The 15,386-nt window shown below is 73.8% G+C and carries 12 protein-coding genes; 11 read left to right on the forward strand and 1 reads right to left on the reverse strand.

The window, feature by feature from the left end:
• Nucleotide 1: 1 nt before the first annotated feature.
• The 10 genes from N8I86_RS14680 to N8I86_RS14725 all read left to right on the forward strand — a co-directional run bounded on the left by N8I86_RS14680 (nucleotide 2) and on the right by N8I86_RS14725 (nucleotide 13,849).
• Nucleotides 2-898, forward strand: a complete 897-nt coding sequence (locus N8I86_RS14680; protein ID WP_263277957.1) for a carbohydrate ABC transporter permease — start codon at nucleotides 2-4, stop codon at nucleotides 896-898.
• A 7-nt stretch (nucleotides 899-905) separates the two neighbouring features.
• Nucleotides 906-2,171 (forward strand): 6-phospho-beta-glucosidase, encoded by a 1,266-nt coding sequence (locus N8I86_RS14685; RefSeq protein ID WP_073894027.1) that lies wholly within the window; start codon nucleotides 906-908, stop codon nucleotides 2,169-2,171.
• The gene (locus tag N8I86_RS14690) at nucleotides 2,162-3,154 is read left to right on the forward strand and encodes an N-acetylglucosamine kinase (RefSeq protein ID WP_073894029.1); all 993 of its coding nucleotides are present in this window, start codon (nucleotides 2,162-2,164) and stop codon (nucleotides 3,152-3,154) included. The genes N8I86_RS14685 and N8I86_RS14690 overlap by 10 nt, the downstream gene beginning before the upstream one ends.
• 205 nt (nucleotides 3,155-3,359) lie before the next feature.
• Nucleotides 3,360-4,754, forward strand: a complete 1,395-nt coding sequence (locus N8I86_RS14695) for a hypothetical protein (protein ID WP_263277958.1) — start codon at nucleotides 3,360-3,362, stop codon at nucleotides 4,752-4,754.
• A 14-nt stretch (nucleotides 4,755-4,768) separates the two neighbouring features.
• Nucleotides 4,769-5,797 (forward strand): glutamate ABC transporter substrate-binding protein, encoded by a 1,029-nt coding sequence (locus N8I86_RS14700; protein WP_073894030.1) that lies wholly within the window; start codon nucleotides 4,769-4,771, stop codon nucleotides 5,795-5,797.
• Between the two features lie 49 nt (nucleotides 5,798-5,846).
• Nucleotides 5,847-7,121, forward strand: coding sequence for a coiled-coil domain-containing protein (locus N8I86_RS14705; protein WP_073894032.1), 1,275 nt, complete (start codon nucleotides 5,847-5,849; stop codon nucleotides 7,119-7,121).
• Nucleotides 7,118-9,577, forward strand: coding sequence for a serine/threonine-protein kinase (locus N8I86_RS14710; protein ID WP_263277959.1), 2,460 nt, complete (start codon nucleotides 7,118-7,120; stop codon nucleotides 9,575-9,577). The genes N8I86_RS14705 and N8I86_RS14710 overlap by 4 nt, the downstream gene beginning before the upstream one ends.
• Nucleotides 9,578-9,580: 3 nt before the next feature.
• The gene (locus N8I86_RS14715) at nucleotides 9,581-10,906 is read left to right on the forward strand and encodes a PP2C family serine/threonine-protein phosphatase (protein ID WP_073894190.1); all 1,326 of its coding nucleotides are present in this window, start codon (nucleotides 9,581-9,583) and stop codon (nucleotides 10,904-10,906) included.
• A 126-nt stretch (nucleotides 10,907-11,032) separates the two neighbouring features.
• A complete protein-coding gene (locus N8I86_RS14720; RefSeq protein ID WP_073894035.1) occupies nucleotides 11,033-12,376 on the forward strand; it encodes a vWA domain-containing protein in 1,344 nt (447 codons plus the stop codon).
• Between the two features lie 57 nt (nucleotides 12,377-12,433).
• Nucleotides 12,434-13,849 (forward strand): FHA domain-containing protein, encoded by a 1,416-nt coding sequence (locus N8I86_RS14725; protein ID WP_263277960.1) that lies wholly within the window; start codon nucleotides 12,434-12,436, stop codon nucleotides 13,847-13,849.
• 37 nt (nucleotides 13,850-13,886) lie between these two features.
• On the opposite strand, the gene N8I86_RS14730 is transcribed toward N8I86_RS14725, so the two are convergent.
• Nucleotides 13,887-14,864 (reverse strand): methyltransferase domain-containing protein, encoded by a 978-nt coding sequence (locus N8I86_RS14730; protein WP_263277961.1) that lies wholly within the window; start codon nucleotides 14,862-14,864, stop codon nucleotides 13,887-13,889.
• A gap of 79 nt (nucleotides 14,865-14,943) precedes the next feature.
• Here N8I86_RS14730 and N8I86_RS14735 point away from each other — a divergent pair, with 79 nt between their 5' ends.
• Entirely contained in the window at nucleotides 14,944-15,348 is a 405-nt protein-coding gene (locus N8I86_RS14735) for a globin (protein ID WP_073894039.1), read from the forward strand.
• Nucleotides 15,349-15,386: the final 38 nt, after the last annotated feature.

Below are 15,386 nucleotides of genomic sequence, written 5' to 3' on the forward strand. Positions count from 1 at the left end.
CATGACCCACGTACTGGACCAGCCGGTCAAGCCGGCGCCCACGGTGCCGTACGGCGCCGAACGCACCGCCCGCCGCCGCGCCCTGCTGGAGTGGATCGCGGTCCACTCCCTCGGCGTCGCCGCCGCGCTGTTCTTCACCCTGCCGTTCGTGTTCGTCTTCATGACCTCGCTGATGAGCGACAGCCAGGCCCTCAGCCGGGACCTGATCCCGCACACCTGGGAATGGGGCAACTACCGGAAGGTCCTCGACACCCCCGGATTCCTCACCTGGTGGCGCAACACCCTGCTCTACGCGGGCCTCGGCACCGTCCTGACGGTGGTGTCCTCCATCCCGGTGGCGTACGCGCTCGCCAAGTTCCGCTTCCGGGGCCGCAACCTGTCCCTCATGCTGGTGATCTCGATGATGATGCTGCCCCCGCAGGTGGTCGTCATCCCGATGTACCTGTTCTGGGCGAAGCAGCTGGACCTGTCCGGCACGCTGTGGCCGCTGATCGTCCCTATGGCGTTCGGGGACGCGTTCTCCATCTTCCTGCTGCGCCAGTTCCTGATGACGATCCCGAACGAGTACCTGGACGCGGCGCGCGTGGACGGCTGCGGGGACCTGCGGACCCTGCTGAAGGTCGTCCTGCCCATGGCCCGGCCCGGGATCGCCGCGGTGGCCCTCTTCCAGTTCTTCTACGCCTGGAACGACTACTTCGGCCCGCAGATCTACGCCTCGGAGAACCCCGGTGCCTGGACGCTGAGTTACGGCCTGGAGTCCTTCAAGGGCGCCCACCACACCGACTGGAACCTCACCATGGCGGCGACGGTACTGGTCATGGCCCCCGTGATCCTCGTGTTCTTCTTCGCCCAGAAGGCGTTCGTCGAGGGCGTCACCCTCACCGGAGTAAAGGGTTGATCCACGTATGAAACTCACCGTGGTCGGCGGCGGCTCGACCTACACCCCCGAACTCATCGACGGCTTCGCCCGCCTCAGGGACACCCTGCCCATCGAGGAACTGGTCCTCGTGGACCCGGCGGCGGACCGCCTGGAACTCGTCGGCGGCCTGGCCCGCCGCATCTTCGCCCGGCAGGGCCACGCCGGGCGGATCGTGACCACCTCCGACCTGGACGCGGGCGTGGACGGCGCCGACGCCGTCCTGCTCCAGCTGCGGGTCGGCGGGCAGGCGGCCCGGCAGCAGGACGAGACCTGGCCGCTGGAGTGCGGCTGCATCGGCCAGGAGACCACCGGCGCGGGCGGCCTCGCCAAGGCGCTGCGCACCGTGCCGGTGGTCCTGGACATCGCCGAACGCGTCCGCCGCGCCAACCCTCGCGCCTGGATCGTCGACTTCACCAACCCCGTCGGCATCGTCACCCGCGCCCTGCTCCAGGCCGGGCACCGCGCGGTCGGCCTGTGCAACGTGGCGATCGGCTTCCAGCGCAAGTTCGCCGGCCTGCTCGGCGTGAGCCCCGCGGACGTCCACCTCGGCCACGTCGGCCTGAACCACCTCACCTGGGAGACGGACGTCCGGCTGGGCGGCCCGGAGGGCGAGAACGTCCTGCCCAAGCTGCTCGGCGAGCACGGTGACGCGATCGCCGACGACGTCCGCCTGCCGCGCCCGCTCCTGGACCGCCTGGGCGTGGTCCCCTCCTACTACCTGCGGTACTTCTACGCCCACGACGAGGTCGTGCGCGAGCTGCGCACCAAGCCGTCCCGCGCGGCGGAAGTCGCGGCCATGGAGCAGGAGTTGCTGCGCATGTACGGCGATCCGGCGCTGGACGAGAAGCCGGCCCTGCTGGCGAAGCGAGGAGGCGCCTACTACTCGGAGGCGGCCGTGGACCTCGCGGCGGCGCTGCTGGGCGGCGGCGGCAGCCCGTACCAGGTGGTCAACACCCTGAACCGGGGCACGCTGCCGTTCCTGCCCGACGACGCGGTGATCGAGGTGCAGGCCGCGGTCGGCCCGTCGGGCCCCGCGCCGCTGCCGGTGCCCGGCCTCGACCCGCTGTTCTCGGGCCTCGTCGCGAACGTGACCGCCTACGAGGACCTCGCCCTGGAGGCCGCGCTGCGCGGCGGCCGGGACCGGGTCTTCCGCGCCCTCCTCGCCCATCCGCTGATCGGCCAGTACGCGTACGCCGAGACCCTCACCGACCAGCTGATCGCACACAACCGGGAGCACCTGGCGTGGGCCTGACCGCACCTGAGACCGCGCGCGTCCTCGCCGTCGACGCGGGCAACAGCAAGACCGACGTGGCCGTGGTCACCGCCGCCGGAGAGGTGCTGGCCACGGCACGCGGCGGCGGCTTCCGGCCGCCCGTGGTCGGTGTGGCGGCCGCGCTGGACGCGCTGGCCGAACCGGTGGCCCGGGCGTTCGCCGACGCGGGCGTGACATCCGTCGACCACGTCTCCGCCTGCCTGGCCAACGCCGACCTGCCGGTCGAGGAGGAGCAGCTGGCAACCGCCCTCCGGGCACGCGGATGGGGGCCGGCGGTGGAGGTCCGCAACGACACCTTCGCGATCCTGCGGGCCGGTGTGTCCGAGCCCCGCGGAGTCGCGGTGGTCTGCGGCGCCGGCATCAACTGCGTCGGCATGCGCCCCGACGGCCGCACGGCCCGCTTCCCGGCGATCGGCCGGATCTCCGGGGACTGGGGCGGCGGCTGGGGGCTGGCCGAGGAGGCGCTGTGGCACGCGGCGCGCGCGGAGGACGGCCGGGGCGGGCCGACGGCCCTGTCCCGCACGCTCCCCGCGCACTTCGGCCTGCCCTCCATGTACGCCCTCATCGAGGCGCTCCACCTGGAGCACATCGGGCACGACCGGCGGCACGAGCTGGCCCCGGTGCTCTTCGCGACGGCCGCCGGGGGCGACGGGCGGGCCCGCGCCATCGTCACCCGGCTCGCGGAGGAGGTGACGGTGATGGCCACCGTCGCGCTGACCCGCCTGGACCTCCTGGAGGAGGAGACACCGGTCCTGCTCGGCGGGGGCGTCCTGACCGCGGGCCACGCCCAGCTGGACGACACCGTCCGCGAGCTGCTGGCCGCCCGCGCCCCGAAGGCCGACGTCCGCGTGGTGACGGCGAGCCCGGTCCTCGGCGCGGTGCTGCTGGGCCTGGACCGGCTGGGGGCGGGCACGGGGGCGCAGGAGCGCGCCCGGGGCCACTGGGAGACGGGACGTCCCTGATCACACGGGCCGCGCCGCCCGGAACCGAACACACGCTCCCGGCGTGTACATGAGCGGCGCACGCTGCGATCCGATCAAGATCCAGTGAAGGCCGGTGCGGAATGTCGGTCCGTGCGGCGATACTTGGCGGCGTACGGATGACCATGGGGGAGGTCGAGTGACACACCCGCCGAAGAGCGCGAGCCCGCCAGCGGCGGGGCCCGGCATGCCCGCGACCCCCGGCATCCCCACCCAGCCCGGCCGGCCGGCCCCCGTGCCCGCACCCGTCTCCCCCACGCCGCCCGGCCGCCGTACCGCCTTCGCCGAGGGCGTCGACCGCGTCCGGGCCGCCGCGACGACCGAGCCCGGGCGGCTGCGGATCATCGGCGCCGTACTCGCCCTGCTCGTCGTCGCGTTCGGCGCGGTCACCGCCTGGCAGAGCAGCGAGCGGGCGGCCGCCGCCGACGACGTGCTGCACAGCAGCCAGCCGCTCAGCTCCGGCGCGGCCGCGATCTACCGGTCGCTCGCGGACGCCAACACGACGGCGTCCAGCGGGTTCCTCGCGGGCGGCCAGGAGAGCACCGCCTCCCGCGACCGGTACGAGAAGGACATCCGCACCGCCGCCTCGGGCCTCGTGACCGCCGCCGCCAACGCCGAGCCCGGCTCGGCCTCCGAGGCCACCATCGCCAAGCTGAACCGGCTGCTGCCCGAGTACAAGGGCCTCATCGAGCGGGCCCGTACCTACAACCGGCAGGGCTATCCGGTCGGCGGCGCCTATCTGCGGTACGCCAACGAGAAGATGCAGACGCGGATGCTCCCCGCGGCGGAGGACCTCTACACCAAGGAGAACCAGCGGCTCGACGCCGACTACGCGGACGCGACACCGTACCCGTGGGCCGCCATCGCCCTCGGTCTGCTCGCGCTGGCCGCGCTCGGCTGGGCGCAGCACCGCACCTACCGGCGCACCAACCGCGTCCTCAACCACGGTCTGGTGGCCGGCAGCGCCGCCACCGCGGTGGTGCTGCTGTGGCTGGTCGTCGGGCACACGATCGCCCGCTCCGGCCTGGACGGCTCCTACGACCACGGCATCCGCTCGCTGAGCGTGCTGCACGACGCCCGGATCGCCTCGCTGAAGGCGCGCGGCAACGAGAACCTGAGCCTGGTGGCGCGCGGGGCCGAGACCATCACGGTCGGCGGGAAGCCGTACGACGCGTACTACTACGACTTCGACAAGGACATGGCCGTGCTTGGCAAGGGACTGAGCCGGGCGGCGACGCTCGCCGACGACCGGGCGGGCAGCACGCCGGTCAAGGCGGCCGAGGGAAACATGGCGGTGTGGAAGCAGCGCCACGCCTCGGCCCGCGCCGAGGACGAGAACGGCAACTTCCAGCAGGCGCTGGACAAGGTGATCGGCGCGAAGGGGGCGACCGGTGAGTGCTTCGACAGCGTCGACGCCAACCTCGCCCGGGCCATCGACCACGAGCAGGCCGAGTTCCAGCGGTCCGCCGGTGACGGACGGGACGCCATGACCGGGCTCCCCGTGGGCGCGGCGGTCCTCGCGGTGCTGGGCGCGGCCGGTGCCGTGGCCGGCATCGGGCGCAGGCTTTCGGAGTACCGGTGACAGGGGGCGCAGCGATGTACGCGGCACGTGCACGGGCCTCCCTGCGGGGCTGGGGCGGGGTCGGCGCGATGGCGGTGCTGTGCGCGCTGGCGCTGGCGTTCGTCCTGCTGCTGCCCCGCACCCAGGCGCCCGCCGGGGACGGCCGGGTGGGGCAGCGGGTGGTCACCGGCAGCCAGGTCCGCGCGGACGGCTGCAAGGACGCCGAGGCGCAGAAGCGGACGCTGTCGCCGTCCGGCGCGGACGGTCCGACGATCGACGCCATCAAGGCCCGTACGGGCGCCAAGCGCAAGCTGGTCGTCGGCGTCGACCAGAACAGCTACCACTGGGGCTACCGCAACCCGAACACCGAGGGCGCGGAACTGGAGGGCTTCGACATCGACCTGGTGCGCCGGATCGCGCAGGACATCCTCGGTGACCCGGACGCGGTGCAGTTCAAGGCGATACCGACCAGCCAGCGCATACCGGCGATCCAGGACGGCCGGGTGGACATGGTCGTGCGGACCATGACCATCACCTGCGACCGCCTGTCCCAGGTGGCGTTCTCGGCGCCCTACTTCAAGACGGGTCAGCAGGTCCTCGCGCCCAAGTCCTCGCCGATCAAGGGCTACGGCGGCTCCCTCGCGCACAAGAAGGTGTGCACGGCGGCCGGTTCGACCGCGTACACCAAGCTGGACGCGGACCGGAAGGCCGGCGAGCTGCCCGCCTCCACCGACATCTCCACCACCGTGCCGAACCAGCTCGACTGCCTGGTGCGGCTGCAACTCGGCGAGGTGGACGCCGTGGTGACCGACGGCGCGCTCGCCGCGAGCCAGGCCGCCCAGGACCCGACCGTCGAACTCAAGGGCGAGGCGTTCACGACCGAGTACTACGGCGTGGCGATGAAGAAGGACGCCACCGATCTGGTACGCCGGGTCAACCGCATCCTGGTGGACTACCACGAGCACGGCTGGCAGGCCTCGTACGACAAGTGGCTGTCGGCGACACTGGGGAAGGACTCGGCGGCCTCCGAGCCGCCCGCGCCGCAGTACCTGCGTACGAGCTGAACCCCGTGGTGCACGACAGGCCGACCAGACAGCAAGCGAGAGGTGATCGATGGGCGTCACGGACCCCGCCGGGCCGGTGATGGACCGGGACGAGGTGGACCGTGCGCTGGCGCGGCTCGGCCAGGAGCACGAGGCGATCGAGACCTCGCTGCTGGCGCTGCAGGACCATGCGGGCCGCAGACTCCTCGAGGGTGCCGAACTGACCGGTCTCACCAAGGAGCGCTGGCAGGCCGCCGAGGCCCGGATCACCCTGCTGTGGGGGTACTTCGACGCCTACGCGGACGCGCTGCGCGCCGCCCGCGAGATCCGCGCCCGGCGCCGCTGGTCCAGCCGCGAGGACCTGGTGGAGCTGACCGAGCGGCTGCGCGGCGAGTCCGTCACCGTCGCCGGGAACGGCACGCTGAGCGAGACGTTCACGCTGTCCTCCCTGGTGGACCGGATGAACGAGCTGTACGCGACGAGCCTGGACATGGTCGTCGCCGCGGACGCCGTCTGGTCGGCGCTGCCCGCCCGGATCGATTTACTCGCCGCGGAGCTCCAGCGCACCCGCAGGCTCGCGCACTCCGTCGGCGTCCGCCCGGGCGAGCACCCCTCCGGTGACGACCTGGAGCGGATCACCCGCACGCTGACCAGGCTGCGCGAGGACGTCGTCTCCGACCCGCTCGGGTTCTGGGTGCCCGCCGAGGGCAGTTCGGCTCCCGGCGGGGGCCGCCCGGACACCACGGTGTACGACCGGGAGGCGCGCGCCCTGGAGGACGTGCGGCGGGAGATCGACGCCGTGCTCACCGTCCGGCAGGACGCCGAGGCGCGGCTGATCCGGCTGCGGGACGTGCTCTCGCGCGCCGACCGCACCCTCGCCGAGGCCCGCACGGCGCGCGGCGAGGTGCTGGCGAAGATCGCCGCCACCGAGGTGCCGGTGGTCAGCGGCCCGCCGACCGTGCTGCAGGAGCAGCTGGCGACGGCCGCCGAGTACCGCAGGCAGGCGCAGTGGCACCGGCTGTCCCCGCTGCTGGAGTCCCTGGAGCGGAAGGCGGAGGACGAACTGCTGCGCGCCCGCGAGTCGCTGACCGCGGTCACCGCGCCGCTCGCGGTCCGCGCCGAGCTGCGCGGCCGGCTCGACGCCTACCGGGCGAAGGTCGCCCGGCACGGGCTCGCCGAGGACCCGTTCCTGATCGAGCGGTACGACGCGGCCCGGCGGATGCTGTGGAGCGCGCCCTGCGATCTGCGGGTGGCCGAACAGGCCGTGCTGCGCTACCAGCAGCTGGCGACCGAGCTGCTCGGCGGCCCGGGCGCGCCGGAGGACCGTAAGGGGGACCAGTCATGAGTCAGCCGGGGCAGACGTGCCAGCGGCCGGGCTGCGAGGGGACGTACGAGGACGTCGGCGGCGGCGAGCTGTACTGCGACACCTGCGGCCTCGCGCCCGTGGTCGCCGCCAACGGCATGGTCGGCTCGCCGCCCACCGGCGTCACCAGGGGCGCGGCGGACAGCGGCAGTTCGCGCAGCGCGCGGACCTCCTCGCAGTCGTCCAAGTCGCGCCGCTCGGTGTCCGGGCGGCTCTCCCGGTCCCTGTCGGGGAAGTCGACCGGCCGCTCGGTGTCGGTGCGCAGCTCCGGCTCCGCGTCCGGTACGTCGACGCGCGGCCGGCTGGGCGCCGGTCTGGTGAGCGTGCCGCAGGTGCCGCGGCCCGACCCGCGCGCGATGGTGCAGGCGAACCCGGAGGTGCCGGAGCGGAAGCGGTTCTGCTCGCGGTCGGACTGCGGTGCGCCGGTCGGCCGGGCCCGGGGCGAGCGGCCGGGGCGCACGGAGGGCTTCTGCACCAAGTGCGGGCACCCGTACTCCTTCGTGCCCAAGCTGAAGGCCGGGGACATCGTGCACGGCCAGTACGAGGTGGCGGGCTGTCTCGCGCACGGCGGGCTCGGCTGGGTCTACCTGGCGGTGGACCGGGCGGTGTCCGACCGGTGGGTGGTGCTGAAGGGCCTGCTGGACACCGGCGACCAGGACGCGATGGCCGCCGCGATCTCCGAGCGGCGCTTCCTCGCGGAGATCGAGCACGCCAACATCGTGCGGATCTACAACTTCGTCGAGCACCTCGACCAGCGCACCGGCTCCCTCGACGGCTACATCGTCATGGAGTACGTCGGCGGCAAGTCGCTGAAGGAGATCGCGAACGCCCGCCGCACGCCGGACGGCAGGCGCGACCCGCTGCCGGTGGAGCAGGCCTGCGCGTACGGCATCGAGGCGCTGGAGGCGCTCGGTCATCTGCACAGCCGCAACCTGCTGTACTGCGACTTCAAGGTCGACAACGCCATCCAGACCGAGGACCAGCTCAAGCTGATCGACATGGGCGCCGTGCGCCGCATGGACGACGACGAGTCGGCGATCTACGGCACGGTCGGCTACCAGGCGCCGGAGGTCGCGGAGGCCGGCCCGTCCGTGGCGAGCGACCTGTACACGGTGGGCCGTACGCTCGCGGTGCTGACGTTCGACTTCCAGGGCTACACGAACGTCTTCGTGGACTCCCTGCCCGACCCGGACACCATCGAGGTCTTCCGCCGGTACGAGTCCTTCTACCGGCTGCTGGTCCGGGCCACCGATCCGGACCCGGCCCGCCGGTTCGCCTCCGCGCAGGAGATGTCCGAGCAGCTGACCGGCGTCCTGCGCGAGGTCGTCTCGCTGCAGACCGGGCAGGCGCGGCCCGCGCTGTCGACGCTGTTCGGACCCGAAGTGCGGGTCACCGACACGGAGTTGTTCCCGCGTCTGACGGGGGGCGTGTCCCGGCTGGGGAGCCGGCCGGGAGGCATCGCGGGGTCCGCGCCCGCCCTGCCCCCGCCGTCCCTGGTCCGGCCCGTCGACGTGGCGGCCGCCGCGCTCGCCCTGCCGGTCCCGCTGGTCGACCCGAACGATCCCGACGCCGGTTTCCTCGCGGGCCTGATGGCCTCCGCCCCGGCCGAGCTGATCAGCGCGCTGGACGCGGCGCCCGCCCGGACCGTGGAGACCCGGCTGCGGCAGATCCGCGCCCGGCTGGAGAGCGGCGACCGGGAGGCCGCCGCGACGGCCCTCGCCGAGCTGGACGAGGAACGGCCCGACGACTGGCGGGTGGTGTGGTACCGGGGCGTGACCGCCCTGGTCACCGGTGACCACGAGGGCGCCGCGCTCGCCTTCGACGCGATCTACGACGCCTTCCCCGGCGAGGCCGCGCCCAAGCTGGCGCTCGGCCTGTGCGCGGAGGTGCTGGGCCAGCTGGACAACGCCGCCGAGTACTACCACCTGGTGTGGGCGACCGATCCGAGCTTCGTGAGCACGGCCTTCGGCCTGGCCCGGGTGCAGCTCGCGGCCGGGGACCGGCGCAGCGCCGTGACGACGCTGGAGTCGGTGCCGGAGTCCTCCATCCACTACACGGCCGCCCGGGTCGCCGCCGTCCGGGCGCGGCTCAGACAGCGCACGGCGAGCGCCGGTGACGTACCGTTCCTGGACGACCTGACCGCCGCCGCCGGACAGGTCGAGGCGCTCCAGGCGTACGGTCTCGACCCGGCGCGCCGCGAGCAGTTGTCGGTGGAGGTGCTCGGCTGCGCGCTGGACTGGATACTCTCCGGAGGCCAGGGCACCGCCCCGCCGGCCGCCGGCGGACGGGTGCTGCTGGGCAGCGGCCTGGACGAGCGGGGTCTCCGCTTCGGCCTGGAGCGCGCCTACCGCACGCTGGCCCGGCTGGCGCCCGGCGGCGACGAGAGGATCGAACTGGTGGAACGGGCCAACCGTTACCGCCCCCGGACGTGGGTGTAGTTGATGTCGCAGATGCCCCAGCAGGCCGCACTGCCGAAGTGCCCGAGCTGCGCGGAACCCGTCGAGACGGGTGACCTCTTCTGCGGAGCGTGCGGTCACGACCTATCGGTGGTGCCCGCCGCGCCGCAGGACCATCCGACGCTCACCATGACCGGGTCCGCCGCGTCGGGGGACGGCGTGGACTGGCCGGCCCCTGAGCCGGCCGCCTCCGGCGGCACCCTGCCCGCGGCGCATCTCGCGACCGACCTGGCGGGCACCGACTCGGGCGGCAAGCCCCTGCCCGCCGACGGGGAACCGGCCGCGCCCGGGGTCCGTTTCGACCGGCCGGCCGAGCCCGACGAGTACCCGCTGCAGGCACCCGACCCGCGGGCGTCCGCCGACGTCGCCGGGGCCGCCGTACCCGCCGCCGAGCCGGCGCAGGTGTGTGTGGCCTGCCGGGCGGGCCGGGTGGACAGTGACGGCTACTGCGAGAACTGCGGGCACGCCCAGCCCCGTGAACGCGACCACATGGAGCGGGAGTCGGGTCCGGTCGCCGCCGTCAGCGACCGCGGGCTGCGCCACCACCGCAACGAGGACTCCTTCGCCGTGGGTCACACCACGCTGCCCGACGGCACGCCCGCGGCGCTGGCCGTCGTCTGCGACGGGGTCTCCTCGGCGACCCGGCCCGACGACGCCTCGATGGCCGCCTCCCGGGTGGCCGGGGACATCCTGCTGGCCGCCCTGCCGCGGGGCACCCATCCGCAGGCGGCCATGCACGAGGCGATCGTCGCCGCGGCGCAGGCCGTCAACGCGCTCGCCGAGGAGCCGGCCACGGCCCGCGAGCACTCCCCGCACCAGAACGCCCCGGCCTGCACGATCGTCGGCGCGGTCGTCACCTCCGGGCTGCTGGTCGTCGGCTGGGTCGGCGACAGCCGCGTCTACTGGGTGCCCCGTGACGCGGGCGCGCCCCCGGCCCGGCTGACCGAGGACGACTCCTGGGCCGCGCAGATGGTCGCCGCCGGCCTGATGAGCGAGGCCGAGGCGTACGCCGACGAGCGCGCGCACGCCATCACCGGCTGGCTCGGCGCGGACGCCTACGAACTGGAGCCGCACACCGCCTCCTTCAAACCGGACCGCCCCGGTGTCCTGGTGGTGTGCACCGACGGCCTGTGGAACTACGCCGAGACGGCGGAGGAGATGTCCGAGATCGTGCCCCCGGACGCGGCGGTCCGACCGCTGCACAGCGCCCGGGTGCTCGTGGGGCACGCCCTGGACGGCGGGGGCCACGACAACGTAACAGTGGCGGTCCTGCCGTTCCCGGCGCCTCCGCAGGGGGCAGTATCGGCCTGAGGCCGTACAAAACGGCGTGCACGACGCCGTGGGGGACGGGGAAGCGGCGGCGGGCCGGAGGGGACCGGTCCGTCCACACCACCGCCTCGCGTCAGCGGGGTGCTGTCTAGGGGGAGTCGAACAAGCATGGCCATTTTCGCCAAGTCGAACGTGCCGCAGTTCTCGATGGACGTCTACCAGAACGAGTACCTGCCGGAGGGCGGCCGCGAGGTCAACGCCATCGTCACCGTGACGGCGACGGGCGGCGGCACCGTCGGCAGCGCGATCGCCGCGCCGGTGTACCCGGCGGGCGGGCGTCCCTCCGCCGCGGTGGCGATCATGGTCGACTGCTCCGGCTCCATGGACTACCCGCCGACGAAGATGCGCAACGCCCGGGACGCCACGGCCGCCGCGGTGGACACCCTGCGCGACGGCACCCACTTCGCGGTGATCGGCGGCACGCACGTGGCGCAGGAGGTCTATCCGGGCGGCGGGCGGCTCGCGGTCGCCGACGCCGCGACCCGTGAGCAGGCCAAGCGGGCCCTGCGGCGGCTCAGCGCGGGCGGCGGTACGGCCATCGGGACCTGGCTGCGGCTCGCCGACCGGCTGCTGTCCTCCGCGGACGTCACCATCCGGCACGGCATCCTGCTCACCGACGGCCGCAACGAGCACGAGTCGCCGGAGGACCTGCGGGCCGCGCTGGACGCGTGCGCGGGCCGGTTCACCTGTGACGCGCGGGGCGTGGGCACCGACTGGGAAGTGAAAGAAGTCACAGGGATCGCCTCGGCGCTGCTCGGCACCGCCGACATCGTGGCCGATCCGGCGGGGCTGGCCGCCGACTTCACGCGGATGATGGAGACGGCCATGGGAAAGGAGGTCGCCGACGTCGCCCTGCGGGTGTGGACGCCGGTCGGCACCACCATCCGGTACGTCAAGCAAGTCGCGCCCACCGTCGCGGACTTGACCGGCAGACGTACCGAGGCCGGGCCGCGCGCCGGGGACTATCCGACCGGGTCCTGGGGCGACGAGTCCCGCGACTACCACCTGTGCGTGGAGGTCCCGGCGGCCGGTCTCGGCCAGGAGATGCTCGCCGCCCGGGTCTCGCTCGTCGTCCCGCAGCCGGACGGTTCGGTGCAGAACCTCGGCGCCCAGGGTCTCGTACGGGCCGTGTGGACCGACGACATGGCGGCCTCCACGTCGATCAACCCCCAAGTCGCCCACTACACCGGGCAGGCCGAACTGGCACAAGCCATCCAACAGGGGCTCGATCTGCGCAAAGCGGGCGATTTCGACGGAGCAACGGCGAAACTGGGGCGCGCTGTTCAGCTCGCCAATGTCTCGGGGAACGCGGATACTGCGAAACTGCTTGCGAAGGTGGTGGACGTGGTCGACGCCGCGACAGGTACTGTGCGGTTGAAGACGAGGGTCGCGGAGGCGGACGAGATGACTCTGGAGACCCGGTCCACAAAGACTGTTCGTGTGAAGAAGTGACGCTGGAAGCGATCCGAGCCATCCAGACCGACCCTTAGGAGAAGGGGAAGCACCGACATGCCGACCTGCCCGAACGGACACCAGTCGGGTTCCGACGACTGGTGCGAGGTCTGCGGTCACCGCATGGCCGGTGCCGTACCTCCGCCCCCACCGCCGCCCCCGCCCGCCGGCGGTTACGGCTTCCCTCCGCCGCAGGGCGGCCGCCCGCAGCCGGGCGCGCCCGAGCCGGAGCTGTGCCCGCAGTGCCGTACGCCCCGGGAGGGCGGTGCGCCGTTCTGCGAGGAGTGCCGGTGGAACTTCCTGACCAACACGGCCACCTCGTACACGCCGGCCGCCCCGCGCCCGGCGCAGCCCCGCTTCGAGCCGCCGAGCGCGACGTACGGCGGCGGTGACTCGTACGAGTACCAGGGCTCGCGGCCCTCGCAGATGAACCGGCCCGCCGAGCCGATCCCGTCCTTCAACAGCGAGCCGTCGGGCCCGACGCCGTTCGGCGGCGAGCGCCGCCCGGCCGGCCCGCCGACCTCGCCGGGCCCCTCGGGCCCGCCGCAGGGCTTTGGCGGCCCCGGCCAGGGTCCCGGCGGCCCGTCCGGCTACGGCGGTGCCGGTCAGGGCCCGGGTGCCGGCGGTCCGTCCGGCTACGGCGGCGGTCCCGGTCAGGGGCAGGGTCCCGGACCTGGTCAGGGTCCCGGTTTCGGCCAGGGGCCCGGCGGCCCCTCCGGTCCGCCGCCCTTCGGCCGTGAGCCGTCCGGCCCGCCCCAGGGCCCCGGCGCCCCCGGCCCTTCGGGCTTCGGCGGCGACCCCTCGCGTCCGGCCCCGTCCGCCGCTCCCGGCGGTGCCCCGCAGGCGTACCAGCAGTCCGGGCCGCCCGCCCCGCCCGCGTTCCCGCAGGAGACCGGCCGCCCCGGCGGCGCCCCCTTCGGCGGCGCCGACGACGACTGGGTGCTCTCCCCGCCGTCGTCCGCCGGTCCCTCCGGTCCGTCCGGCCCGTCGGGTCAGGGCGGCGGCTACGGCTTCCCGCAGCCCGGCGGTACCCAGGCCCCGTCCGGCCCCGGCTTCCCGCAGCAGCGGGCCACCTGGACCGCGACCATCGGCCCGGACCGCGAGTACTTCATGGCGATGATGCACCGCTCCGGCCCCGAGGCCGCCGGGCTGAACCTGCCCGCGTACTCCCCGGAGCAGCAGCGCACGCTCACCGGCAACCAGGTCACCATCGGCCGCCGCCGGCACTCCACCGGCGACACCCCCGACGTCGACCTGTCGGTGCCGCCGGAGGACCCGGGTGTCTCGCACCAGCACGCGGTGCTGGTGCAGCAGCCGGACGGCACGTGGGCGGTCGTCGACCAGAACTCGACGAACGGCACCACGGTGAACATGGGTGAGGAACCGATCCAGCCGTTCGTGCCGGTCCCGCTGCAGGACGGCGACCGGGTTCACGTGGGCGCCTGGACGACGATCACGATCCGCCGGGGCTGAGCACGGCCGGGCGGCCGGGTCCCCCGGGGCGCACCCGTCAGGGCAGCGCCCACCGGTGCGGCCCCCCGGGGTCGTCCAGCCAGGCCCAGGCGTGCTCGCCGTCGACGGTGACGCCGTAGCGTCCGCGGTCCGGCTCCCCCTCGCGCTCCCACAGCGCGTGGGCCTGAAGCGGATCGAGGGCGCCCCGGGTCAGCGCGAGCAGGAAGCGGAACGGCTCCTGTTCGCGGGCCCGGGCCGGCAGCCCGGTCAGGGACACCTCCTCCGGCTCCGCCCGGCCCTCGCCGCGCAGCGGTACGAAGAAGGCGGCCGAGGGCAGGAAGCGGCCCTCGGCGTGCTCGGCGTCCCGCACGGTGAGCGCCAGCAGTCCGGTGGCCAGCGGGGTGAGGACGCGGGCGCCGGGGCGGCACTGGGCGAGCCAGGCGCGCGGCACGGTGGGCAGCGCGCAGGTGGCGATGATCCGGTCGAAGGGAGCGCGCTCGGGCACCCCGCGCGCTCCGTCGCCGGTGACGACCGGCGGACGGTGGCCGGCGGCGGCCAGGTGCTGCCGGGCCGACTCGGTGATCTCCGGTTCGAGGTCGATGGTGGTGACGAGGTCGTCGTCGCCGAGCCGGTGGGCGAGCAGCGCCGCGTTGTAGCCGGTGCCCGCGCCCACCTCCAGGACCCGGTCGCCGTCCTCGACGCGCAGGGCGACCAGCATCCGCGCCATCAGGGAGGGCTGGCTGCTGGAGGAGAGCAGTTCGCCGTCGCGCAGCCGGGTGGCCAGCGGCACGTCCTCGTATGCGCCGCGCACCCAGCGCTCCCTGGCCGCCGGGTCGGGGCTCTCGCCCCAGCGGCGCTCGTAGCCGCCCCTGCCCGCCACGTAGTAGTAGGGCACGAACAGGTGCCGGGGCACCTCGGCGAACGCCTCCCGCCACACCGGGTCCTCGGCCCAGGCGCCGTCGGCGTCGATCTCCCGCACCAGCGCGGCCCGCTCCGCGACGGCGATGCCGTCGATCTCCGTGTCGTAGGCGCCCATGGGTCCACAGTAGGGTCGCGCCGCCCGTCGCGGTCCTAAGTCCCGAGTCCTCGGTCCGCGGGTCTGAGACCATGGAGGGGTGAATGAGATTCGGCGCGGCACGCTTCAGGAGCAGACCTTCTACGAGCAGGTCGGCGGGGAGGAGACCTTCCGCCGGCTCGTCCACCGTTTCTACGAGGGTGTCGCCGGGGACCCGCTCCTCAAGCCGATGTACCCCGAGGAGGACCTGGGTCCGGCCGAGGAGCGGCTCACCCTGTTCCTGATGCAGTACTGGGGCGGCCCCACCACGTACAGCGAGAACCGCGGCCACCCCCGGCTGCGCATGCGCCACGTCCCGTTCGTCGTGGACCGGGCGGCGCACGACGCCTGGCTGCGGCACATGCGGGTGGCCGTCGACGAACTCGGTCTGTCCGAGGAGCACGAGCGGACGCTGTGGAACTACCTGACCTACGCGGCCCAGTCGATGATCAACACCCCGGAGTGATCAGGCGTTTGACACCCGCTGATCACCGGCCGCCGACC

Source organism: Streptomyces albidicamelliae (genome assembly GCF_025642175.1).
GTDB lineage: Bacteria > Actinomycetota > Actinomycetes > Streptomycetales > Streptomycetaceae > Streptomyces > Streptomyces albidocamelliae.